This is a genomic window from Thalassolituus sp. UBA2590 (assembly GCF_002339775.1).
In the GTDB taxonomy this organism is placed as follows: Bacteria; Pseudomonadota; Gammaproteobacteria; order Pseudomonadales; family Oceanobacteraceae; genus Thalassolituus.
The window spans coordinates 1-21,919 of the sequence record NZ_DDKU01000076.1 but is presented as its reverse complement, the minus strand read 5'-3'; the positions used below and the strand labels follow the sequence as shown (position 1 = coordinate 21,919).

General features: G+C 49.1%; 25 protein-coding genes and 1 other RNA gene. 9 read left to right on the top strand and 17 right to left on the bottom strand.

All coding sequences use genetic code 11. The features are described 5' to 3' along the window. Window positions 1-44: 44 nt before the first annotated feature. Both B2067_RS07225 and B2067_RS07220 read right to left on the bottom strand, forming a co-directional pair. Window positions 45-1,019 (bottom strand): DUF1852 domain-containing protein, encoded by a 975-nt coding sequence (locus tag B2067_RS07225; RefSeq protein ID WP_301387934.1) that lies wholly within the window; start codon window positions 1,017-1,019, stop codon window positions 45-47. Between the two features lie 237 nt (window positions 1,020-1,256). After that, entirely contained in the window at window positions 1,257-2,156 is a 900-nt protein-coding gene (locus B2067_RS07220) for a LysR family transcriptional regulator (RefSeq protein ID WP_301387933.1), read from the bottom strand. 172 nt (window positions 2,157-2,328) lie between these two features. Between B2067_RS07220 and B2067_RS07215 the strand changes: the two genes are divergently transcribed. After that, window positions 2,329-3,111, top strand: coding sequence for an NAD(P)H-flavin reductase (locus B2067_RS07215; RefSeq protein ID WP_301387932.1), 783 nt, complete (start codon window positions 2,329-2,331; stop codon window positions 3,109-3,111). A gap of 7 nt (window positions 3,112-3,118) precedes the next feature. Here the strand turns inward: B2067_RS07215 and B2067_RS07210 are convergent, their stop codons facing one another. The 11 genes from B2067_RS07210 to B2067_RS07160 form a co-directional block, all read right to left on the bottom strand. Next, a complete protein-coding gene (locus B2067_RS07210) occupies window positions 3,119-3,661 on the bottom strand; it encodes an imm11 family protein (protein WP_301387931.1) in 543 nt (180 codons plus the stop codon). 1 nt (window position 3,662) lies between these two features. After that, window positions 3,663-4,028, bottom strand: coding sequence for an AHH domain-containing protein (locus B2067_RS07205; protein WP_301387930.1), 366 nt, complete (start codon window positions 4,026-4,028; stop codon window positions 3,663-3,665). After that, complete coding sequence (locus B2067_RS07200) at window positions 4,018-4,830, bottom strand: reverse transcriptase family protein (RefSeq protein WP_301387950.1); 813 nt, start codon at window positions 4,828-4,830, stop codon at window positions 4,018-4,020. The genes B2067_RS07205 and B2067_RS07200 overlap by 11 nt, the downstream gene beginning before the upstream one ends. Window positions 4,831-4,933: 103 nt before the next feature. Further along, window positions 4,934-5,245, bottom strand: a complete 312-nt coding sequence (locus B2067_RS07195; RefSeq protein WP_301387929.1) for a helix-turn-helix domain-containing protein — start codon at window positions 5,243-5,245, stop codon at window positions 4,934-4,936. Between the two features lie 882 nt (window positions 5,246-6,127). Further along, window positions 6,128-6,406, bottom strand: coding sequence for a hypothetical protein (locus B2067_RS07190; RefSeq protein ID WP_301387928.1), 279 nt, complete (start codon window positions 6,404-6,406; stop codon window positions 6,128-6,130). A gap of 256 nt (window positions 6,407-6,662) precedes the next feature. Then, window positions 6,663-7,772, bottom strand: coding sequence for a zonular occludens toxin domain-containing protein (locus tag B2067_RS07185; protein WP_301387927.1), 1,110 nt, complete (start codon window positions 7,770-7,772; stop codon window positions 6,663-6,665). A 302-nt stretch (window positions 7,773-8,074) separates the two neighbouring features. Further along, a complete protein-coding gene (locus B2067_RS07180) occupies window positions 8,075-9,382 on the bottom strand; it encodes a hypothetical protein (protein ID WP_301387926.1) in 1,308 nt (435 codons plus the stop codon). 124 nt (window positions 9,383-9,506) lie between these two features. Continuing rightward, window positions 9,507-9,656, bottom strand: a complete 150-nt coding sequence (locus B2067_RS07175) for a hypothetical protein (protein WP_287027695.1) — start codon at window positions 9,654-9,656, stop codon at window positions 9,507-9,509. Window positions 9,657-9,882: 226 nt separating this feature from the next. After that, complete coding sequence (locus B2067_RS07170; RefSeq protein WP_301387925.1) at window positions 9,883-10,158, bottom strand: single-stranded DNA-binding protein; 276 nt, start codon at window positions 10,156-10,158, stop codon at window positions 9,883-9,885. Window positions 10,159-10,173: 15 nt separating this feature from the next. Then, complete coding sequence (locus tag B2067_RS07165) at window positions 10,174-11,415, bottom strand: phage/plasmid replication protein, II/X family (RefSeq protein WP_301387924.1); 1,242 nt, start codon at window positions 11,413-11,415, stop codon at window positions 10,174-10,176. 87 nt (window positions 11,416-11,502) lie between these two features. Beyond that, window positions 11,503-11,721: a helix-turn-helix domain-containing protein gene (locus tag B2067_RS07160; RefSeq protein WP_301387923.1), complete on the bottom strand. Its 219-nt coding sequence runs from the start codon at window positions 11,719-11,721 to the stop codon at window positions 11,503-11,505. Between the two features lie 137 nt (window positions 11,722-11,858). Here B2067_RS07160 and B2067_RS07155 point away from each other — a divergent pair, with 137 nt between their 5' ends. Both B2067_RS07155 and B2067_RS07150 read left to right on the top strand, forming a co-directional pair. Next, the gene (locus B2067_RS07155) at window positions 11,859-12,575 is read left to right on the top strand and encodes a helix-turn-helix domain-containing protein (RefSeq protein WP_301387922.1); all 717 of its coding nucleotides are present in this window, start codon (window positions 11,859-11,861) and stop codon (window positions 12,573-12,575) included. A 1-nt stretch (window position 12,576) separates the two neighbouring features. After that, window positions 12,577-13,572 carry a phage integrase gene (locus tag B2067_RS07150; protein WP_301387920.1) on the top strand — a complete coding sequence of 332 codons (996 nt, stop codon included), beginning with the start codon at window positions 12,577-12,579 and terminating at the stop codon, window positions 13,570-13,572. A gap of 71 nt (window positions 13,573-13,643) precedes the next feature. Here B2067_RS07150 and ssrA read toward each other — a convergent pair. Further along, window positions 13,644-14,002, bottom strand: a transfer-messenger RNA (tmRNA) gene (ssrA, locus tag B2067_RS07145). Window positions 14,003-14,124: 122 nt separating this feature from the next. Further along, window positions 14,125-14,607 (bottom strand): SsrA-binding protein SmpB, encoded by a 483-nt coding sequence (gene smpB, locus B2067_RS07140; RefSeq protein ID WP_273089108.1) that lies wholly within the window; start codon window positions 14,605-14,607, stop codon window positions 14,125-14,127. A gap of 105 nt (window positions 14,608-14,712) precedes the next feature. Here smpB and B2067_RS07135 point away from each other — a divergent pair, with 105 nt between their 5' ends. From B2067_RS07135 to B2067_RS07125, 3 genes are read left to right on the top strand one after another with little or no spacing between them, the layout of a single operon-like run. Further along, window positions 14,713-16,188, top strand: a complete 1,476-nt coding sequence (locus B2067_RS07135) for a sodium-dependent transporter (RefSeq protein ID WP_301387919.1) — start codon at window positions 14,713-14,715, stop codon at window positions 16,186-16,188. Between the two features lie 45 nt (window positions 16,189-16,233). Beyond that, entirely contained in the window at window positions 16,234-16,665 is a 432-nt protein-coding gene (locus B2067_RS07130) for a type II toxin-antitoxin system RatA family toxin (RefSeq protein ID WP_068435363.1), read from the top strand. Then, window positions 16,658-16,963: an RnfH family protein gene (locus tag B2067_RS07125; RefSeq protein WP_301387918.1), complete on the top strand. Its 306-nt coding sequence runs from the start codon at window positions 16,658-16,660 to the stop codon at window positions 16,961-16,963. Before B2067_RS07130 ends, B2067_RS07125 begins: the two co-directional genes overlap by 8 nt. Here B2067_RS07125 and B2067_RS07120 read toward each other — a convergent pair whose 3' ends face one another. Next, window positions 16,964-17,362, bottom strand: a complete 399-nt coding sequence (locus tag B2067_RS07120; protein WP_301387917.1) for an outer membrane protein assembly factor BamE — start codon at window positions 17,360-17,362, stop codon at window positions 16,964-16,966. A 104-nt stretch (window positions 17,363-17,466) separates the two neighbouring features. Here B2067_RS07120 and fur point away from each other — a divergent pair, with 104 nt between their 5' ends. Then, window positions 17,467-17,856: a ferric iron uptake transcriptional regulator gene (gene fur / locus B2067_RS07115; protein ID WP_301179270.1), complete on the top strand. Its 390-nt coding sequence runs from the start codon at window positions 17,467-17,469 to the stop codon at window positions 17,854-17,856. A 99-nt stretch (window positions 17,857-17,955) separates the two neighbouring features. Here the strand turns inward: fur and recN are convergent, their stop codons facing one another. After that, on the bottom strand, window positions 17,956-19,632 hold the full coding sequence (gene recN / locus B2067_RS07110) for a DNA repair protein RecN (RefSeq protein ID WP_301387916.1): 1,677 nt from the start codon (window positions 19,630-19,632) through the stop codon (window positions 17,956-17,958). A gap of 166 nt (window positions 19,633-19,798) precedes the next feature. On the opposite strand from recN, the gene grpE reads away from it, so the two are divergent. Continuing rightward, window positions 19,799-20,371: a nucleotide exchange factor GrpE gene (gene grpE, locus B2067_RS07105; RefSeq protein WP_068435357.1), complete on the top strand. Its 573-nt coding sequence runs from the start codon at window positions 19,799-19,801 to the stop codon at window positions 20,369-20,371. 124 nt (window positions 20,372-20,495) lie between these two features. Beyond that, the coding region (gene dnaK / locus B2067_RS07100; RefSeq protein ID WP_301387915.1) for a molecular chaperone DnaK at window positions 20,496-21,919 on the top strand (1,424 nt) is incomplete at its 3' end.

The window sequence follows — 21,919 nt, the reverse complement described above, 5'->3', positions numbered from 1 at the left end:
GTTGTTAGCTCTGTTGTTGGCTCTTTCTGAATACAGGTAATAGTTCAGGCGAAATCGGCTGACCATTGTTCAAGAATTTTCTGGTACGGCTTAATGAAGTGTTCTTCGGCGAACTTGCCCTGTTTAATTGCCAGCTGGCTGCGTTCGTCGCGGTCATACACAACCTGCGTAAGTGAGTGATCACTGTGTGTCAGATCAGGCTGATACTCGTACCCGGCGGCCGAATTAGCATTATAGATTTCAGGCCGATAAATCTTCTGAAAGGTTTCCATGGTGCTGATGGTGCTGATCAGTTCCAGATTCGTGTAGTCCGTAAGCAGGTCACCGATAAAGTAAAATGCCAGTGGAGCGACACTGTCTGGCGGCATAAAATAGCGGACGTCGAAGCCCATTTTTCTGAAGTACTGTTCTGTCAGCGAGGTCTCATTCGGAGTGTATTCCACCCCAAGAACCGGGTGCTGGTTTTCAGTGCGGTGATACGTTTTGGTGTCTGAAACACTGAGGCAGACAACCGGTAATTTGCTGAAATTCTCTTTGTACGTATCGGACTTAAGAAAGTCTTTAAATAGCTTGCCGTGCAGTTCGCCAAAGTCGTCAGGAATACTGAATTTTTTCTGGCCGGCATTGTATTCACGAAGCAGTACGCTGAAATCATAGTCGCGCACGTACGACGAAAAGTTATTACCTACGATCCCTTCGATACGCTTATTGGTCTTATGATCGATAATATTGGTTTTGAGTATCTCGATAGAGGGGAAGCCGTGGCCATTGCCCTCGACATCAATATCGACAGAAATAATTTCAAGCTCAAGCGAGTAGCGGTCGCCACGTGAATTATCCCACGGAGCCAGAGCATTAAAGCGGCGGTCAATCATTCGCAAAGCGCTGCGCAGATTTGCTTTGCGTTGCTCACCCCGGGCAAGGTTGGCGAAGTTAGTGGTGACGCGTGTGGCATCGGAGGGCGTGTAATCTTCGTCAAAGATCACACGCTTGAGTGTGTATGAAAAACCGTTACTCATGACTGCGTATCTCCCGTTTTCCAGGTTTTGTGTTCGATGTCGTCGCTCCGAAACTGACTCAATACCGTCTCGGATACGATCTGAGAGCACGTTTTACGCTGTTTTATGTATGAGTAAAATTGATTTTATATAATCAATGCATGATTAAATATAATGGGTTGGCGGGCGGCGAGGGCTCCCCGCTCACCATGGCTCTGAAAGTGGTCGTATACCGAAGTAGGGTAAATCCCCCCTGGCTCAGGCAGAAAAGGGGTGCTCGTAGTCTTTCGCGAGATCAATAAAGGCCTTCAGGTAACCGATCTCCTCGTCGCCTTCCCGCGTCCCCAGGAAGATCTGCTTCGCAATACCCTGCTCTCCCAGGCGAACAACATCGAGTGGCAGTCGCTGGCAATATTCTTCTGCTAACCAGCGAGGCAAGGCAGCAACGCCGCGCTGACAAGCGACCATTTGCAGCATGATCTCCGTGGTCTCACTGGTCTTGTGTTGCTTTGGGACTACTCCCGCAGGTGTCAGAAACTGTGAGTAGATATCCAGACGGTCGGTGGCGACGGGGTAGGTCAGCAAGACCTCATTGCGCAAGTCTTCTGGCTCCGCGAATGGCTGATTCGTGAGAGTATGATCTTTGGGCACCACTAGTACCTGTTCGTAATCAAACACTGGGGTAAAGCTCAGGTTACTTTTGTAAAACGGGTCAGGAGTGACCAGCAGATCAATTTCATAGTCGAGCAGGGCACCGACACCACCGAACTGAAATTTCTGTTTAACGTCGACATCCACATCCGGCCATGCATCCAGAAACGGAGACACTACCTTCAGGAGCCACTGGTAGCATGGGTGACATTCCATCCCGATACGCAGAGTGCCACGCTCCCCCATAGCCATCTGCTTCAGTTTATCTTCAGCATGAAAGAGCAGAGGCAGCACCCGGTTGGCGATGTTGAGCAAGTACCGGCCTGCCTGAGTGAGTCTGAGACTGCGACCCTCGCGAAGCCAGACAGGCGTTCCCAGGTTGTCTTCGAGTTTGCGCACCGTATGGCTGAGTGCAGACTGAGTGACGCACAGCTCTCTGGCAGCGGCCGTCAGTGAGCCATGCTCTTCGACGGCCTGAATGATTCTGAGATGACTACGTTCGATCATGGCTTATCCATCTAATGATGAAGAAAAGTAATTGAATGGTGAAAATATACCATTTTTATTCATTAAACGAGTTTTCTAAGCTTATCCCCATCAGAAGTCATAGCCCGGAAGTGGGCACCGAGGACCTGTTTAATTAGTGTTAACAGGCCCGAACAACGTGAGTGGATGAATAATGAGTGAAGTGGCCGCAGTAGAGGTACCAGAACGATATTCCCATGAGTGCCGGGTAGCGAGTGTACGCTTCCTTAACCGGGGGACATTCCAAGTGGAGCTGGAATCGTCGATAGGTGCTGCCCTACGCTATATCGCCGGCCACTATTTACAGTTGAATATCGATATTGATGGGCAGGCTCACTCTTTGTTTTACTCGGTCGCTAATCGACCTGACAGTAAACAACCGGGCAGGTTACAACTCTTCATACAGAACGGCAGTCTGTTCACCGAAAAGCTTTTACGCCGCCTTGTGCAAATTTGTGGCCGTCAGGAACACCTGACCGTGGCACTGCCAATGGGGCGCGCGTTCTTACAAAGCAATCTGAAACAACCCCATCTGCTGGTTGCGGCAGGGTCGGGGATATCAAAAATAAAATGCCTGGCCGAAGAAATAGTGGCACGAGATCCGAGTGCAGACGTCCGAGTGTATTGGTCAAATAAAAATATTGATGACTTCTACCTGCTCGAAGAATTCCGGGAATGGGAAACTCAGGACGAAAAGCTCAGTTTTACACCCATACTCGAATCTGAACATCCAGAGTGGAACGGGCGCACGGGATTTATTTTCGAAGTCATCCAGGAAGATCAAGGCGTCTCAGGTAATACAGTCGCTTACCTCTGTGGGTCGCCCCGAATGGTGTATGGCACCATTGATCAGCTGGCACCGTATGGGCTAACTGAAGCGAACTGCTACTCTGATGTTTTTGAGTACGCGCCGCGGGATAAGCAGGTTGCGGTGTGATTGCTGTTTAGAGATGCGTCAGGTTCTCGCTGAACAAGAGGCCCTCTAGCTGGGCGTCTTCTACCGCTTTCTTGAATATATCCGTGCAGTAAACACTCACGTAGCTTTCTTTGGTTCTGAAGACGGGGACACCCTTCAGGCTATTTTTGTCAAATTGAATAGAACTTAGAAGGTTCCCCTTTCGAGTGACGCTATCCGGCTTAACAGCCTTTAAGTCCTCTGCAATCGTTAGGGTATTGAACAAATAAAAGGCTGAACCCTGATGAGTGCATGGTAAAAACTCGCCGTGAGGTTCGAGCAGGTCCCTGAATTGCTTATAAGCAGACTCATGCAAGACAAGGTAGTTACGCCACCGGGAAATCGTTGGAATGGTTGGCAGTGAGCCATCCATTTTGAACTCCAACTCCAAAGGAACCCAGTCGTCAGCATAGGATCTTGGCTTGGTAAACAGAACGAAGTCATCATCACCGCGTTTTTCTTCAACTTCGTCCGGATCTAGGTCCGGGACCATGTAGTCATGGTCGTTCTCGAATACTTGGTAAAACTCCATTTCAGGCACCGTGTTCTTTTCTAAGTTGGTCTGCCGACAGCATAACGTAGTCAGGAAAACATGAGAACTCGAGGTCATATTCAATACCTCTTAGTAAGCGTTCTACATCCTGCTCGGTCATCGTCTCGATATCGAGCGTATCAAACTCGAAGCCGAGCCATTTGTAGTAACCTTTTCGATGAATCCGGGAGTGTGGGACTGCCATTGGCATTTTAGGGTGCGGAGTATCGGCCGTGCGTCGCGGTAACCATGTTCCATTCCGGATGTCATCAATCCTGATGTTGACACGAGCTAGTACAGCACGCATTGGCGCTGCACCGGGGTGACCACCAGAAACAATCGCGTGGGCATCACAGTTAAGAGCCATCCCGCATCTTTATTCCATTTCTAAATGAACGGGCTTTGTCTTTATATATTGGGTCAACTTGAGACTGAGCAGTTAGTTTCCCTAAGATCCTACTTTCGAGTTTTTCATGGGGAATAGCCTTATCAGATGCGTGCCATAGCATCATATCGGAGTAGATTTTATGACGATTCTTTTGGGATAACACAAGTTTGTTACCATCTATTGCAGTCCCTGTGACATTCTTAATTGAATTCGCACGATAAAGCTTCGTTTTCTTAGGGTGAAGTTGGTGGCCGTAACGGATCGCAATTTTCTTTATTAGAGATATGAACTTTCTGTTTAAATTTTGACCAGAGAAGGTTATGTCGTCTACGAATATAGAAAAATTAAGGCTTTTCGCTTTGGCGAGACTTTCCCACTCATCAAACATGGGCTTGTTTGCCCAGTAAGCAATTACCATGCTTATGCGACTACCGGTAGGGACATGACCATTAATTGTGCAGATGTCAGACAAAATTGACGAAACATCTTTAGAGCATTTTAGCTGGCGATGAAAAAATTTATATATACTTTCCCGAGTCGTTGATTGAAAAAATCCCCTTATATCTGACGTTAACAAAGGATGATTTCCTAAATGGACTTTTGCATTTGTTATATGGCTTCTCTTTTTGATACCAGAATGAAGGCAGTCCGAAGGTTTTATTCTGACGAGTAAAGAAGCAATTCTAGTCTGAACAATGTCTCTAGCTCCGATTGGTTGCTCGATTATTCGACCGTTATCGGTAAAAACATTATAGAGATTGTTGTCACATAAAGATGTCAACGTGCTAATGTCAGTATGAAGGAGTTGGGCAAGTTTCTTCAGGCTGCCTACCTTGTATAGGCAGCAGTCTTGGATGCCATAGTTTTTATTCTTCGAAGCTATTTTAGGCTTTCTTTTGGGTTTCTTTATCAACGAGCCATTCCATGACGGTAATTACTTTTTCTGAAAATCCTTTTCCGAATCTGTCTGAGAACTTCTTCGGGTTCTCGTGCGAGAGTGTCTCGGAGAGAAATACTAAAGAAGAAGCTGGGATGTCAAAGATGGATGAATATTTTTCTAAAAGCGCGAGGGAAACAGTCTTTTTCCCTGATTCAAGTTCGCTGAGATACGACTTCGATATATCGAGCTTTGCTGCCAGCTCTAGCTGGCTCATTTTATGGAATTGCCTAATCAATCTAAGTACTTTGCTGATCATGTTCTTTCTCCTGTAAAACAGGGGTACACCTTAGTCGGTGTCATCCCCCTCGAAGAATTTGAAAAGCTTGTAAAGATACAAAGCAAACTTCACTAACTTCCACAGAACTTTCCAAATCTTGTTCTTCTTGGGACTGTCTTCCGACTTAGGTGCCAGCCAAAACCTGTTGAGTATTTTCGTGATCATAATGACCCTCCATGAAACCTAGCTTAGCGAAATTGCTAGCTAGTCTCGCCCGTGCTTCATGGATAAGAGATTTTTGGCTGTGACCCCCTTTTACCGGACCGAAGGTCCAGGTTCTCGCCCAGATATCGGTCCGTCCCTCGCAGTGTGTCCTAGATGAACTGTTGCGGGGATAATGGCAGAAGCGAAGCTTCCATGGGTAACTAAATACCCAGGTACTACTGGCGATAACTCTTAATTCTCAACAGTGGACGTATGATAACCCAATAAACGTGAGTTCGCAAATAGCGAATTTGATGTTTTTGCTCTGTAGTCGGAATATAGTCTTTAGGGCAATATTTCTGAGATGGTGAGTGAAGAAGTCTAATGTAATCTATCTGCTGGGTTTTTCCGTATGCTGATATGGCGGGATTGTACTCTGGGCCATCCATGGCCCAGCCCCTTCGGGCGCCTGCGGCGGTACTGATTGCTCCAGGCAATCAGAAGAACCCGGAACTATGATCGATTCAGAATCACAATCGTCAGACAAATAAAAAGGCCCCACCTGAAAAACAGGTGGGGCCTTTTTATTTGTTTGGTGGAGATGGCGGGATTTGAACCCGCTGCAGTGCGATTCGTAGTGATTGAATGTGCCTAATATCGGGGTTCCCAACGAAACAAGATCACTTTAGAGCACTCAAAAGCACAGCTTTGTAGTCACTATGTAGGCACTTTGTTAGTTGCGACAATGATCACTCCTGATGTGTAGCTAAAGCCATAGCCATAACCAACACCATTCTTATAGTTGTTGCCGCCGGAAGAGACAGGCATAACCTGGGTTACTTGATAACCGGAATCAACTAAATCGTTGCAGGCCTTCTGGATTTCTATTGCCAATGAGTTCCCATCAACGATGTCAGTGGGCTTTTCACCACCAAACATTCCGGATTTCGACTCTAGGGATGAAGGAATAAAAACGGTTCTAACAACTTCAGACATCTGTATCTCCCTATAACTAGAGCGGCAAATGATAACGCTGATGCGGATTATGGCAACCATGGGGCGCTACCGCCCCCATACCCCCGGTGGTGCGCTCAGTCGCCGCTTGGCTGGTCAATCAGGGAGGTGCTATCTGAAACTACGATTTCGCATGCGAAACTGGATCACGAAGCGATGAGAAACTACGATTTCGCATGCGAAACTGAACTATGAGTAGTTCATCTGTACGTGAGGTTTGTCGCTACGCTCCGCACTCTCACGTATCAGATGAACCCCCTAGCATTTCTTCAATGAACCCCTGTGAGTCCTCACGTTTGCATAAGACTACACCGTTATAGTCTGGGCCTGACACCTTTACCATGCACTCATTGACTGGATCGACCGTGTATTCGAGAGTCAGTAAGTTTGCCGAAGTCAGGTGTGTGAAGTTTCCGCCCTGGTTAACGGTGAAGCGATATTGGATCTTTGGAAACCGACCATTGTTGTACGAGATATAGATCTCATCAGCTTCAGACAAGAACTTGAAAGGCTGTTTTCTTGAGGAGCTGATAATCGGTGTAGAGGGGCGTTCACCGATGGGAGTAGCTGAGAGATCGGGGTTATCCGTTGCCTTAACTGTTGTTGAATCGTAGTTATATGCTTTCAGTGTCTCGGGAATGAGATAAGCTGCGAAGCACAGCGCCACGATGCCAGCCGCGATACCAAGCCGGAAGTTTAGTCCTTTGAGAGCATTAAATCGGCCATCAACTCGGTTTTCATTACCGGCTGACCCCGTCATGCTCTTGGTATGGCTTTTATAAAGCGCGTATACCTCTTTCTTAAACTTTCCCTGTATCTCGCTGACACGCTTAGAAATCGGGGGCGAAGCGCCTGTGACGGCACCATAGTACACATCGACCCTGTAATGGTTATTCAATCCTAAGTTTGAAAGTTTTGTGACCCTGAAGGTCGTCTCTATCAGTGATCGTGCGAAGTTCGCGATCTGGCTTAGGTCCTGGGTAACAAAAACGATCTCAGTTGCGAGACCATTCTCACCTACCAAATGGCGATGCTCAGCGAGGAAAGATTTGTCCTGATCTCTGACATTTCTCGCATTTGTTCCCGCTGGCCATAACTGCCAAATCTCATCTATGACGATCAATGAGCCTGGAACGAAAACTTCAGACCACCAGGCAGAATTCTCAATGATGTCTTTGATGTCGAACTGTGTGACGGACATTCCGTATCGGGATAGGCAGATCTCTTCATTCATCGGAATGTTAGTGAATACCTGTCGCATTTCTTTCAATGCAGGAGCTATGACATTTTCAACTACGCCATATGATTTCCCGTGTCCAGGTAGTCCGGTATAGGCCGTAATGGTCATTGTTTATCCTATGATGGGTATTCGTTTAAGAATGAATCGGGCGGTGTACGCGGAAACAATAATTCCTATACCGACATCTACTTGAAAAACGGAAATGGCCCAGCTGACTGAAGGCGGAAGAGTGTACTGTCCTACATCCGCCATGAAGTCGGGGGGTGGGATAGCTTCAAAAACCCCCGCAATAGCTGAGAGTAGAGAGTCGAGTAACCATACCCCCCATGACTGTAACTCGTCCCTCCACCATTCAAGGGCGCATGAGGGGTCGTACCAGCTACAAGTGTTCTGTTGTATTTCGTCCATAATTAAGCGCTCGCAAAAACTCTAAAACCAGCCCATATGTAGATGATGATCATGAGAACGCCTATGTAGCTTTCGACGGTATCCATAAGATCGCAATGAACAGAAGTGGAGGCTACAACTCCAATGATCGTATCTCTAAGATCAATTGAGAATGTCGGGCATTGGGCGTTGCTTGTATCTACCAAATCAGACATGCCTGAAAAAGATGAGACTAATTCTGAGTTCTCAATTCTCGATTTGTAAGAGGTTACAGCCTCGTCGATTGTTGATGCTCCGCCGGTGCTGCTGTGTGCGGGAAAGTCTCCCATGTCCGTATTGAGACAGGCATAGTAGTTTGAGCTTTCAGGGTTGCACTCCCCAGGCGCGACAGATTGAGCAATGCCGCTTAGCTGGTTCGATATCGTATCTAACGTATTCAGTTGATTAGATATACCGTTGAGACCGTTAGAGGTAGAGAGTGTATTTTGCTCAATAGCGTACTCTAGGGTTGCAGTGTTGGTTTGTGACTGCTCTAGGTTGTCCCTAGTAACACGTTCGAGATTCCCGAAGTAACCAGAAAGCTCGTTACCAATACCAGATGTTAAAGTGTCTGGATGAGTATCGTTTATAGTGGGAGAGTTGGAACCGGCCCATTCAGGAGTCGCGGGGTCATTGTATGGATCTCCGTCTTCGTTCCCTCCGTTGTCAGCAAGGTCGGGAGAATCGAGCGGAATGTCATAACAAGACAGGCTGAAGTTCTCTGGATCTTGATATGTAAAGTCTTCGGACGATCCTACTGGACAACCCCCGGTCTCATTAATTACGAACTCGTAACAAGTTTCTGCATCGGTGCAAAGGGTCGGACATATTCCAATGTCTTCGCGAACGTAACTACCGTCTGAACATTGCTTTAACGCTCGCCGGTCGCAAGCATCATCGTATCCGAGAACGTCAGAGGGGAAGCCATCCTCACATATTTCAGCACCTTGGCCGTACCCCTCTTGGCAGCTAGGGACTTCTGAGGAGCTCGCACCGCACTGCGAATACATAACTATGGTAGGAACGATAGCCAACTGACCGTCTGCAAATCGTTTCTTAAACTTGGCCCAGGAACCTTCGACCCAAGAATCGAAGACCATATCTGTGCATTGATAAGAATCAGAAGAAGTGCAAACGGTAAGTGCAGCAGCATATGGAGTTGACCCGTAGTAATCAGGGTTTTGATAATAGCCATTGACGAACCAGTATGAACCGTACTCTCCACGATCCTCCTCATTGGAGAGTGCAGCGATAGACGTCATCATGATGAGCAGAAAGGTAGTTATTCTCATAGTAATCACCACCGAGAAAAGCAGGCATAGGATGTCGCGAATCCAGCGACGAAGAATGTCCAGTAATAGAGGTCAAGCATGAGTGATACCTTGACTAAAAAAAGGGGCCGAAGCCCCCTGAGTGTTACGCGCCGCGAACCATTGAGAGCAGCATCTTGGCGCCTTTCACGGCTACCAGCACAACGACGACAGCAGCAGCGACAGCAGCAATACCAGTGATAACGGTTCCGTAGTCCACAGCAGCGGTGATGGTTGAGATTGCAGTTGCATCCATAGTGATTACCTCACGAGTTTTAAGATTTGAGTTACGCCCCAGGCTGCTGCCCAGGGAGTGATAAACAGGGCGAACCCTGCGCCGAACATAGCCGTAGCAACCTCTGGGTTGATCTGGCTGACGTCAAACGGGACGGTTGCGATTTGTGTTAACCATCCCGAGGGACACACAGGAGAGCCGTCGCTATTCACGCTGACAGCATCTCCGCATACGACCACCACGTTCACTAGCTGACCTTCTGAACGCTTTTCTGAGCGGGAAGTAACTTCAACTCAAATGGATTGAGTTCGAGATTCTTAAAGCGGCCTACTTGAAAGGTGCTTAAATCCAGCGTGTAGTCGCCAATAGGTTTGGCATCTACTGGGTCACGAAGAGGAACTTCGATTTGTTGAGGGAATGCTCCGCCAAGGTGGGCATACGCTTCTTGGAAATAGCGCACACCGTTTTTTGTTTGGCGTTGCTGTACCTGGTGGTGCCCATCGATGATTGAGATTTTAAGCATAACGTTCTCCGTTAATTAGCTGACTAATGAAAGTTTGGGGCGGTTCAAGCCGGATGCCGGTTCTTGATAGGTCGCAGGGTGCTGCTTTTCGTAATCCATTTTTATCAACTGAATGACCGGGACTACATTTGACTTGATCTTGTGAAGGTTCTGTAAGTTAGCCAGGGGAATGCCAGCTTCCTTCAGGTGACCGATCTGCCGATAGAAAGTACTGCTGGGGGTTGTCGCGTGTATTTCGTCGTACCCTTCACTGGCAATAGACCGATAGAACCGGAACGCTCTTAAGGCTACGGAGTGATTCATCGATCCGTTATTTCTTGGCTTAGAGTGTGTGGCTTTCAATCGCCCTAGTACGTGATCGTCTGAATAGTCCATGACCTGCCCACCTTCGAATGTTTTGAACACGTCTTTAAAGGCTTCCTCATGAAGCTGCTTCCACAGTGACTTTCCGTGCTCTTCTTGAAATTGATTGGCGTATTTACCGAGCTGAACGAGACCTGAGGGAATGGCACGTTCTGTTAACCAGCGCTTTCTTATCGTTGCTTCAAATCGAATGAGTCCGCGTGTGTAATCGACGAGTTCTTCTGATGAGTTAATGGCAATGGCCTCATCGTATTCACCATCTGCGTTTTTCTTCTTGAGCTCAGAAATGTAATTTTTTAATTCGTAATGCTTGAGGTAGACCTTCAGGCGCTTATGCCGTGAATCTCGCTTTCCGAAGTAAACAGTCGTTGGGTATTGCTCCCGGGATTTCGTTTGACCCGAGCGAAGGGAGGCGCAGTATTTAATAAACTGATCAGCGATCTGCTGAGATTCCGCTTTCACGGAATAGGTGACGTCAAGGCTGGATATATGAGAGGCAGCGACATCAAGCATGCTATTAAGGCTTGGGAACGAGATAGCGAGCAAGCCCAACATTTCAGCGACACATTTCTTGTAGTCTTCAGTTCCATAAACGTTGTGCCCCAGAAGCAGTTTTGCCGGACTGGCCTTTATTTCCACATACGGCCAAGCGTTCATCGGGCGGGTGAATGACTTGACCGCCATGCCGGATGCCCACGATGGGATCGATTCATAGGGGTGATACAGATCTTCTACTATGATCTTGCCATCGCTGGAGCGGTTTACTGTGCGGCCCGCAACGGTGGCCTCTGTGTTGAGGAGATGGGCCACATCCATGATGCCGGTGTCCTCGTTATTGCCGTTAACGACGTACTGGTCGGCGAATGGGATATGGATGACGAGACGGTCGATCATGCGATATTCCCAATATGGGACAAGAGTCCACTATTAAAGTGTGTGGACGCGCCGCTGGCGCGGCGCACTCCTATCAACAAGGACGCCTTAAAGGTCATAATCGGCCTCTAGCGCTTCTTTGGTAATCAGTGCCATGTTGACCAGGCGATGACGTCCGATGCGGAAGGTTGGCAAATGACCTCGGTTGATCATTCCGCGAATGGTTTCTTCGGAGAGACCTGTCAGCTGGGAGAACAACTTCTTAGTGACAACTGGCCCAGCACTTACAGATGCCGCTGGGTTTATAATTGAATTCGCTTCTTCCATGAACGCCTCTTAGTTGAACTTTGCGGGACATTTCTGCACTTTGTTGGATTGTCACAGGTACATGGCTGTAATTAGCCTTAATCAGGTTGTGCATACCTGAAAACAGGTAGTTGAAACCTTATATAGGGGATTTCTATATGTCAACACTTTCTGAAAAGATGAGGCTCATCCGAGAGGTGGAGTCAAAAAGCAGAGAGGAATTTGGAAAGGAAATCGGTGTTCCGAAAAGAACTATCGAGGGCATCGAGAATGAGGGGCGGGTGCCAAGGGGCGATGTCGTCGAGAAAGTTGCAGCGAGATGGCCAAGATATGCGTTCTGGCTGATTACTGGGAATACAGACTTGCCTTTTCATATGTCACCAGATCGGTCTACGGGTACTGTTCTCCGCGTATTTGAAAATGTCAGCAATCTTCATCCGGGATCGGACGATCTGATGACCAGGCCGGAATGGTTTGGCAAAGTTCAGTTCATTCAGCGTAGTGATGAAAAGAATGACCTTTACGCTCTTATCGAAACAATTCAGCCGGAACTTATGGGAATCAAGCAGTGTATTTTCATAGGATCTGGAATGAACCTTTGCAGCGATGGAAGCGGAAAGAACCGTTTGAAAGACCTTGCCTCATATCTGATTCAGAAGGGGCGGGCAGATTTAATCAAAACGAGCGAGTTAAAGATTTGTTTGCCTGGAGATATCAATACTCTCTTTGAGACCAAACAGATCGAAGAGTCTGCTCTTCAAGTACCGGATCTCGGAAAGGCGGAGTGGTTGAAAAAGCTCTATACGAACTTTACTGCGTGGAAGATGGAGGGTGAGAGTTACGAACCGAAGTTTACGTGGCAGGACTTGAAGTAGGATGACGATCAAAAAGGATGGTGAGAAATGGCTCGTTGATCTATACCCCGAGGGAAGAAAGGGGAAACGAGTTCGGAAGAAGTTTGATACCAGAGCGGAGGCCGCGCGGTTTGAAAAGTTTGTGCTCAGTGCTGTGCACCAGGGGAAGGACTGGAATACCAGTAAGCGAGATCCCCGACATCTGAATGAACTAATAGATATCTGGTACAAAGCGAAGGGCGGCTATCTCAAAGACGGCGCGCGTCGCCGAAAGTGCCTGATGGATATTGCAGAGTGGCTGGGAAACCCGAAAGGGATTGATCTGAAAGCAAAAGATTTCACAGCCTATCTGAGTTACAAGACAGAATCCGGCATTTCAGAAAAGACCATTAACAATCACCTGGGCTACATGAATGCGGTATACAACTACCTGTCCGAAGTAGGTGAAATCGAGTACACCAATCCCTTGGCGAAGATTAAGCCGATCAAGATAGATGAGCGTGAACTCTCATGGCTCACGATCGAGCAGATCCGACATTTGTTAATCACCATCGAATCATTCACTCAGAACCCTCACGTTCTACTTCTGACCAAGATTTGTCTGGCAACAGGTGCAAGGTGGAGCGAGGCGGAGGGGTTGAAGTTACGTCATGTGCGTGATGGAAAAGTGAGTTTTCACGGAACCAAGAGTGGCAAGTCTCGAAGTGTCCCTGTGGATGAAGATCTTTTTAATGAAATCCATGCTCACCTGGAAAAGTTTGGTGAGTTCAGCTTTTCGCTGAGTGCATTTCGAAGGGCTCTGGACGAATCAGGAATTGAACTTCCAAAAGGGCAAGCGGCTCACGTGTTGAGGCATACGTTCGCAAGTCACTTCATGATGAATGGGGGAAATATATTGGCGCTACAAAAGCTTCTTGGTCATTCATCACTTTCTATGACGATGAGGTATGCGCATTTGTCGCCCGATCATATGATCGAGGCGGTAAAACTGAATCCACTGGCTGTAGGCAAGATGTAGTCATTCTTTAATTTTCGAACTGCCTATAAAAGAAAAACCCTAACAGAATCAATCTGTTAGGGTTTCTTATTTGGTGGAGATGGCGGGATTTGAACCCGCGTCCGCCAATCCTCCACTAGAGGATCTACATGCTTAGTCTTCTCTATTGATTTAGTTCGTCACGGGCCGAGAGACAGGCCGTTCGGAACGAGCTGGATTACGTTTAGTCCTTTGGCTCCCAGCAAAGCCTCCGGACGATCCTGTAGGGCTGCGCCCTCGTCCCCCGGTTACAGGAACCCGGGTTCGGAGGTAAGCGGGGCTATTAGGCCGCTAGTGCGTAAGATTCGTCGTTTGCGAATATTTAAATGTACAACGTTTATTTACGAGATCGTCGTACGCTCTCGGCATGCACCCATAGCTTTGTAATCAACGTCGAATCCAGATCATCCCCGAATTCTGGTCGCTCTCAGCCAGGAGCTGGATCATTTCTGATCCTTGTTCTTTAGATGGGGTTAATTAGTGGAAGTTCAACCCCAGAACAGTCGCTAATGTAGCACAGGTTGCAGTGAGCTGTCAGCGCACTGAGTGCTTCATAATGCGTTCTTTCTGCTTCGCCCAGTCACGGTCTTTGGCCGTGTTGCGCTTGTCATGGCTCTGCTTACCTTTGGCGAGGGCAATCTCGGCTTTGACGTGATGCCCCTTCCAGTAGAGTGCAGTGCAGACACAGGTATAACCTTTCGCCTGTACCTTCTGTGAGTAGCGCTCAATCTCACGACGATGCAGCAGCAGTTTGCGCTGGCGGCGAGGTTCAGCAACAACGTGCGTTGATGCCTGAGTCATCGGTGTAATCTGGGCGTTATGCAGCCAGGCTTCACCACGATGAAACTCGATAAAGGAATCCAGCAGCTGAACTTTGCCTTCACGAATCGATTTTACTTCCCAGCCGAGCAGCTCAAGACCTGCTTCGAGCTTATCTTCCAGAAAGAAATCGTGTTTGGCCTTTTTGTTCAGCGCGATTGTTGAGGAGCCGCTATTGGCTTTTTTCTTTTTGCTCATCGCGTCAGTATAACTGACAGTGAGTCTGAAGGGCAGAGGGGGGGAGCTTGAGGCAAGCGTTTAAATTTCGGACAATAGCCCCTTCGCAGAATAAGGATAATGGTAATGACGTCAGATAAGCGCGGTATGCATGGTATCTGGGCAAGTCGCTGGACATTCATTCTTGCGGCCGTGGGTTCGGCTGTAGGATTAGGTAATATCTGGAAGTTTCCATACATCACCGGTGAGTACGGTGGTGGAGCATTCGTGATGGTGTATCTGCTGTGCATTCTGTCGGTAGGTATCCCGGTCATGATGGCCGAGGTGTTGCTGGGTCGTAAGGCCCGGATGAGCCCGATTAATACCATGCATCGCCTGACAGCCAAGTATAAAGCCCCGGCGTTCTTTTCGGGCATCGGCTGGATGGGCGCGGTGGCAGGGTTCTTTATTCTGTCGTTTTACAGTGTTATCGCCGGCTGGACGCTTTATTACTCACAGGCCATGGTAACAGGTACTTTTGTGGATATTTCAGCCGAAGATGCGGGGGCGTTATTCGGAGGCTTGTTGGCAGACCCCGGCACCTTAATTGGTTATCACACCTTATTTCTGTTCCTTGTTGGTTTCGTTATCTCAAGAGGGGTTCATCGTGGGCTGGAGACGTCACTTAGGCTATTGATGCCTCTGCTTTTCGTCATGTTACTGGTGCTTCTTGGGTATAGCCTTACAACGCCTGGATTCAGTCAGGGATGGGATTTCTTGTTTCGTTTTGAGCCAGAAAAGCTCACTCAGGAAGCCGTGGTTACCGCACTAGGGCACTCGTTCTTTACGCTCTCGCTGGGCATGGGGGCCATCATGGCTTATGGCGCCTACATGCCAGCGAACTCCCGATTAGGTAAGACTATTCTGACCGTCGGCGCTCTTGATACTTTGGTGGCTCTGGTCGCAGGCCTGGTTATCTTCCCGATCGTGTTCTCTAACGGACTTGAACCGGGTGCGGGTCCGGGCTTGATGTTTCAGACTCTGCCGATTGCGTTTGGGCAGCTGCCCGGTGGTGTGGTAATCGGTACTGCATTCTTCGTACTGGTAGCGATTGCAGCCTGGAGTTCGGCAATTTCATTGGCTGAACCTGCCGTCGCCTGGGCGGTTGAGAAAGGGTTCAGTCGTGGTCGTGCGACGATTGCAGTGTGCGCTCTGGCCTGGGTGATAGGGCTGGGTACTGTAATGTCATTCAATGAGTGGGAGAACCACCAGTATTTTGTGACTGTTGAAGGTGTTGATGGTGACGGGGCGGTTCAGCACGATGAGTTCCTGCTTTATGCGGATGTCGGAACGTTAAAAGAGTCACTGGGGTCAACCGGTGGCCTCGAATACGAAGTGAAAGGTAAAACATTCTTCGATGTGCTCGACTTTCTGACGACGAACATTCTACTGCCAGCGGGTGGCGTGTTGATTTCGCTGTTTGTCGGGTGGTTTATGACCCGCAGAGCCATCGCAGATGAAGCACGTATGAAAAGTGAGCGATTGCTTACACTCTGGCGCTTTATGATTCGAGTTGTATCGCCGCTCGCGGTATTATTCGTGTTTTATCATGGCCTCCTATGAGGCCATGATGTTATGCCTTATTGAATTAACAGTTGGTTGAGTTAGATGACCCGAATATCGCGAAGCGCGCTTGTTTTACATACCGCAGAGCAAATGTTTGACCTGGTGAATGACGTGCGTCGTTATCCCGAATTTCTTCAGGGCTGTGAGTCGACGCATGTGATCGATGAGTCTGAGGATTTTATCGAGGCACGACTGACGCTAGCCAAAGCCGGTTTTGAGCAGAGCTTTACAACGCGTAATGAACTCAATCGCCCGGAAACGATGAAAATCAGTCTGGTTGAAGGGCCATTCAGCAAATTCACCGGTACCTGGCACTTTCAGAAGCTGTCTGATGAGGCCTGCAAAGTAACGCTTGAACTTGAGTTTGAAATGGCCAGCCGCATTGCCGGAGCCGCCATGGGAGCGCTATTTAAGCAGGTAGCCGGAATGATGGTCGATGCGTTTGTTAAGCGCGCGAAGGAAATATATGAGTGACGAAAAATTTCAGGTTGAGGTGGCGTACGCCTTGCCTGATAAGCAAAAAATTATCGCGATTGATGTCGTGCCGGGCACAACCATGATTCAGGCTGTTGAGGCATCCTGCATCGTGGATGAATTTCCAGAGCTGGATCTGAGTGCTGCCAAGTTTGGAATTTTCGGTAAGGCAGTGCGTTCGCCTGACAGTGAAGTACTGAAAGCAGGGGATCGGGTAGAGATATACCGTCCCCTGATTATTGATCCTAAGCAGGCGCGAGCAAACCGCGCTGCCAAGGCCAAAAAAGCCGAAGAGTAATTACTCTTCGACGCTAGGGATAGTCGGGTTGCGCTCTTCAGGCGGCACTTCGCTGGTCTGGTTTTCTTCGCTGAACTCTTCGGGCGGCAGCTCACCACTGTAGTGGCTGTAAAGTGCGGCGTCGTCGAAGTGCAGTGTGACCTGATAGCGTTTGGTGACTTTATCTCTCACTTCCAGGGTGTAGATGTAGTTCCAACGCTGATCTGAAAATGGGTTTCTCGCGACAGGGTTGCCCATCAGATAGATGACCTGGCGTTCAGTCATACCGGGCTCCAGCTGATCCAACATGTCCTGGGTAACGATATTGCCCTGTTGAACGTTGAGTTTGTAGACGCCTGGGAAGGTACAGCCGGAAAGGGTTGCAAAACCCAGTAATCCGGTCAGAATTAAAGCTCGCATAGTCAGGGTTAAATCCGGGCATTAGTTATTAAGAATGGACGGGATGATACCTGATCACCCCATCCACTGTGAAATGATAGAGGAATACCGTGTCAGAACAGAACATGGAACTTCGTAAAGCGGGCCTGAAGGTCACGCTGCCCCGAGTCAAAATTCTCAGTATTCTTGAGAGTAACCCAGAAGCGCACATGAGTGCTGAAGACGTGTATCGTTCATTGATCGACGCGGGTGAAGACGTGGGTCTTGCCACTGTTTATCGTGTACTGACTCAGTTTGAAAGTGCGGGTCTGGTTGAACGTCACAACTTCGATGGCGGCCATTCTGTATTCGAACTCGCACGTGGCGAACACCACGACCACATGGTGAACGTCGAAGACGGCACCGTGATTGAATTCTCGAACGAACAGATCGAACGCCTGCAGCACGAAATTGCTGAAGAACATGGTTTTGAGCTGGTTGATCACAGTCTGGTACTGTACGTTCGTAAGAAGTGACGTCAGGCTATTATTAGCAAGTACAATCAAAAAGAGCCGCAATTGCGGCTCTTTTTTTATATCTGTTTATACCTACTGATACGTTATGAGCCAGACGCTTTAAGAACCTGCCATGGCCAGCATTTCACCCGCATGAGCCAGTGTCTGTTGAGTGATTTCAACGCCGCCCAGCATGCGCGCCAGCTCTTCTTTACGCTGAGAGGTGCTTAGAGTGCGGATGCTGGTGTGCGTGGCTGAGTCGCCGCTGACTTTACTCACCTGAAAGTGATTATGGGCCTGTGCCGCTACCTGAGGCTGGTGGGTCACGCACATAATCTGGGCCTGTTCACCAAGCTCACGCATCAGGCGTCCGACACGCTCAGCGGTGCCTCCGCCCACACCGACGTCGACCTCATCGAAGATCAGACATGGGGTGTGCGACGTTGCTGCAGTGACGACCTGCAGTGCAAGGCTGATACGCGAGAGTTCGCCCCCAGAAGCAACTTTAGCCAGGGGACCTGCGGGCATACCTGGGTTGGTTTGCACTTCAAAGCCAACAAAGTTAAGCCCGTGCGGGTTCAGTTCACCGTCAGGCAATTCATCGCATCGGGTGGTAAAAATAGCCTTGCCGAGGCCCAGGGAGTCGAAGTGACTGCTTACTGCACTGCTCAGTTTACTGGCCGCTTTCTGACGCTTAGCAGACAGCTGCTGAGCGTCTTTCAGACAGATCGCTCTGAGATTGACCACTTCTTCTTCCAATGCTTCCAGGTCATCGTCTGACAGGCTCATGGCTTCTAATGCCGCTTCCTGTTCCTGCCAGTGGGCATAAAGCGACTCGGGCCGGATCTGATGTTTGCGCGCCATGCTATAAAGCTCGCTCAGGCGGGCATCAATCTGCTGCAGACGGTGTGGGTTCATATCGATGTTATCCAGATACCGCTGCAGAGAGCTGGCCGCTTCATCGAGTTGAATTTGTGCCTGATTCAGCATGTCACGGACTTCGTCCAATAACGGGTGTGTATCGTTGATGCTATCGACTTCCTGCAGAGCGCGGTGAACCATCTGGCTGGCAGCATCGTCGCCGGAATCTCCACCGTTACAGACGATCATGGCCGACTGGCCACAGATCAGAGTGTTCTCTGCACCGGACAAACGTTTCTGTTCGAGCTCGAGGTCGTTGAGTTCGTCCTCTTTCAGGTCCAGTTCGCGCAATTCACTGACCTGATACTCAAGCAGTTGTCTTTGCGCCAGAAGTTCGCTGCTGGATTCGCGCAGTGTGTGTAAGCGCTTCTCTTCTTTCTTCCAGGCTGAAAACCCACGGCGAACGGTCTCTGCGAGGGGGTTTAGCCCTGCATAGGCGTCGAGAATGTCACGTGCGGCGTCTTTTTCCAGCAACCGTTGATGCGCGTGTTGTGAATGAATGCCGATAAGGTGCTGCCCAAGATCACGAAGGTCGGCTGCAGACACCGGACGGCCGTTCACATAACCACGTGAACGGCCTTCTGCAGAAATGACCCGACGAAGTATAACGTTATCGTCGTCGGCAGGGAGTTCATGCTGCCTGAGCCATTCCAGAGCGGCGGCATTGGTAGAGAAAGTTGCCGCGACATCGGCTTTATCCTGCCCCTGTCGCACAGCTCCGGCTTCTGCACGTTGCCCCAGTGTCAGCCCCAGTGCGCCCAGCAGAATAGACTTACCGGCGCCGGTCTCACCGGTGATAACCGTCATGCCTTGAGAGAAATCGAGCTCCATATGCTCGATCAGGGCGAACTGATGAATCGACAGTGAGGTCAGCATACGACATCCTCTGGTCTGAATGTATATACAGTGTTTTTATATACAGTATCGGTTTCTGTCAAGGTGTTTTCCATGAACCGGGATTGAAAACAGGGGTTGAACTGCCAACGGCTGGCCCCATATAGCCGACAGCGATATGAATTAAGACCGATGACAGAGGTGACTGATGTCTGAAGAACAGAAACCCCAGGAAGAAATTCTGGAAGAAACTGCCGAACAGGAAGCGGTTGAAAACGCTGATGTAGAGGCAGAAGCTCCGGCTGATGCTGAGTTGGAAGCTGCCCGTGCGGAAGTGGCAGAAGCCAAAGATCAGGTCCTGCGTGTGCAGGCTGAAATGCAGAATGTTCGCCGTCGTGCAGAGCAGGACGTCGAAAAGGCGCACAAGTTCGCTGTCGAAAAGTTCGCCAACGAAATGTTGACCGTTGTCGATAATCTGGAGCGCGGTCTGGCTGCAGCGCCGGAAGAAGAAGCGACCAAAGCGATCCGTGAAGGTATGGAAATGACCCTTTCCGGCTTAATCAGTTCGCTTGAACGCTTCAAAGTTGAGCAGGTAAACCCGGAAGGCGAGCCTTTCAACCCAGAGCTACATCAGGCAATGAGCATGGTTGAAAATGCAGAACTGGCGCCAAACACAGTCATGGCCGTGATGCAGAAGGGCTACACCCTGAATGGCCGTCTGCTGCGCCCAGCAATGGTGATGGTCAGCAAAGGCGCCGCTCAGATCGACGAGAATGCCTGATAAAAAGTATGGAATAAGGTCTTGAAAGCAAAAAACGTGACCTTATATAGCTAACAACGACAGATAACGCTGTTTTTACAAAGTTTCAGATAGCCGCAGCAGGCGGCAAATTGGAGATTCAATTATGGGTAAAATTATTGGTATCGACCTCGGCACCACTAACTCATGTGTTGCGATTATGGACGGTGACAAGGCGCGTGTTATTGAGAACGCCGAAGGTGATCGTACAACCCCTTCTATCATCGCTTACACCGACGACGAGACTCTGGTTGGTCAGTCTGCAAAACGTCAGGCTGTTACTAATCCACAGAACACGCTGTTCGCAGTTAAGCGTCTGATCGGTCGTCGCTTCAAAGACGACGTCGTTCAGAAAGACATCAAAATGGTGCCTTACAAAATCATCGAAGCGGGCAATGGTGACGCTTGGGTTGAAGTGAAAGGCGATAAGTTTGCACCGCCACAGGTGTCTGCAGAAGTTCTGAAGAAAATGAAGAAAACTGCAGAAGACTACCTGGGTGAAGAAGTGACTGAAGCAGTAATTACTGTTCCGGCTTACTTCAACGATTCACAGCGTCAGGCAACAAAAGACGCCGGTAAAATCGCGGGCCTCGAAGTCAAGCGTATTATCAACGAGCCAACTGCAGCGGCGCTGGCGTACGGTATCGACAAGCAGTCGGGTGACCGTACTATCGCGGTATACGACCTGGGTGGTGGTACATTCGATATCTCTATCATCGAAGTTGCGGACGTAGACGGCGAGAAGCAGTTTGAAGTTCTGGCGACCAACGGTGACACCTTCCTTGGTGGTGAAGACTTTGACCTGCGTCTGATCGAATACCTGGCGGACGAATTCAAGAAAGAAAGCGGTATCGATCTGCACAACGACCCGCTGGCCCTGCAGCGTCTGAAAGAAGCCGCAGAAAAAGCGAAAGTTGAGTTGTCTTCAAGCCAGCAGACTGACGTAAACCTGCCGTACATCACTGCTGATGCGTCTGGTCCTAAGCACCTTAACGTCAAAGTGACCCGCGCTAAGCTGGAGTCGCTGGTAGAAGAGCTGGTTAAGCGTTCACTCGAGCCATGCCGCACTGCACTTGCGGATGCTGATCTGAGTGCGTCAGAAATTGACGAAGTCATTCTGGTGGGTGGTCAGACCCGTATGCCAATGGTTCAGAAGGCGGTTTCTGAGTTCTTCGGCAAAGAGCCACGTAAGGATGTTAACCCGGATGAGGCAGTTGCTGTCGGTGCATCGATTCAGGGTGCGGTACTGTCAGGCGATGTTAAAGACGTTCTGCTGCTCGACGTGACTCCGCTGACCCTCGGTATCGAAACCATGGGTGGCGTAGCAACCCCAGTGATTGAGAAAAACACCACGATTCCTACTAAGAAATCGCAGGTATTCTCAACCGCAGAAGACAATCAGACCGCGGTAACCATTCACGTGGTACAGGGTGAGCGTAAGCAGGCTGCGCAGAACAAGTCACTGGGTCGTTTCGACCTGGCAGACATTCCGCCAGCAGCACGTGGTATGCCACAGATTGAAGTGACCTT

Excerpts from the sequence above, each read along its gene's own strand:
- B2067_RS07225 (WP_301387934.1), bottom strand. The coding sequence starts at position 1,019 with ATGAGTAACGGTTTTTCATACACACTCAAGCGTGTGATCTTTGACGAA.
- B2067_RS07220 (WP_301387933.1), bottom strand. The coding sequence starts at position 2,156 with ATGATCGAACGTAGTCATCTCAGAATCATTCAGGCCGTCGAAGAGCAT.
- B2067_RS07215 (WP_301387932.1), top strand. The coding sequence starts at position 2,329 with ATGAGTGAAGTGGCCGCAGTAGAGGTACCAGAACGATATTCCCATGAG.
- B2067_RS07210 (WP_301387931.1), bottom strand. The coding sequence starts at position 3,661 with ATGGAGTTTTACCAAGTATTCGAGAACGACCATGACTACATGGTCCCG.
- B2067_RS07205 (WP_301387930.1), bottom strand. The coding sequence starts at position 4,028 with ATGGCTCTTAACTGTGATGCCCACGCGATTGTTTCTGGTGGTCACCCC.
- B2067_RS07195 (WP_301387929.1), bottom strand. The coding sequence starts at position 5,245 with ATGATCAGCAAAGTACTTAGATTGATTAGGCAATTCCATAAAATGAGC.
- B2067_RS07190 (WP_301387928.1), bottom strand. The coding sequence starts at position 6,406 with ATGTCTGAAGTTGTTAGAACCGTTTTTATTCCTTCATCCCTAGAGTCG.
- B2067_RS07185 (WP_301387927.1), bottom strand. The coding sequence starts at position 7,772 with ATGACCATTACGGCCTATACCGGACTACCTGGACACGGGAAATCATAT.
- B2067_RS07180 (WP_301387926.1), bottom strand. The coding sequence starts at position 9,382 with ATGAGAATAACTACCTTTCTGCTCATCATGATGACGTCTATCGCTGCA.
- B2067_RS07175 (WP_287027695.1), bottom strand. The coding sequence starts at position 9,656 with ATGGATGCAACTGCAATCTCAACCATCACCGCTGCTGTGGACTACGGA.
- B2067_RS07170 (WP_301387925.1), bottom strand. The coding sequence starts at position 10,158 with ATGCTTAAAATCTCAATCATCGATGGGCACCACCAGGTACAGCAACGC.
- B2067_RS07165 (WP_301387924.1), bottom strand. The coding sequence starts at position 11,415 with ATGATCGACCGTCTCGTCATCCATATCCCATTCGCCGACCAGTACGTC.
- B2067_RS07160 (WP_301387923.1), bottom strand. The coding sequence starts at position 11,721 with ATGGAAGAAGCGAATTCAATTATAAACCCAGCGGCATCTGTAAGTGCT.
- B2067_RS07155 (WP_301387922.1), top strand. The coding sequence starts at position 11,859 with ATGTCAACACTTTCTGAAAAGATGAGGCTCATCCGAGAGGTGGAGTCA.
- B2067_RS07150 (WP_301387920.1), top strand. The coding sequence starts at position 12,577 with ATGACGATCAAAAAGGATGGTGAGAAATGGCTCGTTGATCTATACCCC.
- smpB (WP_273089108.1), bottom strand. The coding sequence starts at position 14,607 with ATGAGCAAAAAGAAAAAAGCCAATAGCGGCTCCTCAACAATCGCGCTG.
- B2067_RS07135 (WP_301387919.1), top strand. The coding sequence starts at position 14,713 with ATGACGTCAGATAAGCGCGGTATGCATGGTATCTGGGCAAGTCGCTGG.
- B2067_RS07130 (WP_068435363.1), top strand. The coding sequence starts at position 16,234 with ATGACCCGAATATCGCGAAGCGCGCTTGTTTTACATACCGCAGAGCAA.
- B2067_RS07125 (WP_301387918.1), top strand. The coding sequence starts at position 16,658 with ATGAGTGACGAAAAATTTCAGGTTGAGGTGGCGTACGCCTTGCCTGAT.
- B2067_RS07120 (WP_301387917.1), bottom strand. The coding sequence starts at position 17,362 with ATGCGAGCTTTAATTCTGACCGGATTACTGGGTTTTGCAACCCTTTCC.
- fur (WP_301179270.1), top strand. The coding sequence starts at position 17,467 with ATGGAACTTCGTAAAGCGGGCCTGAAGGTCACGCTGCCCCGAGTCAAA.
- recN (WP_301387916.1), bottom strand. The coding sequence starts at position 19,632 with ATGCTGACCTCACTGTCGATTCATCAGTTCGCCCTGATCGAGCATATG.
- grpE (WP_068435357.1), top strand. The coding sequence starts at position 19,799 with ATGTCTGAAGAACAGAAACCCCAGGAAGAAATTCTGGAAGAAACTGCC.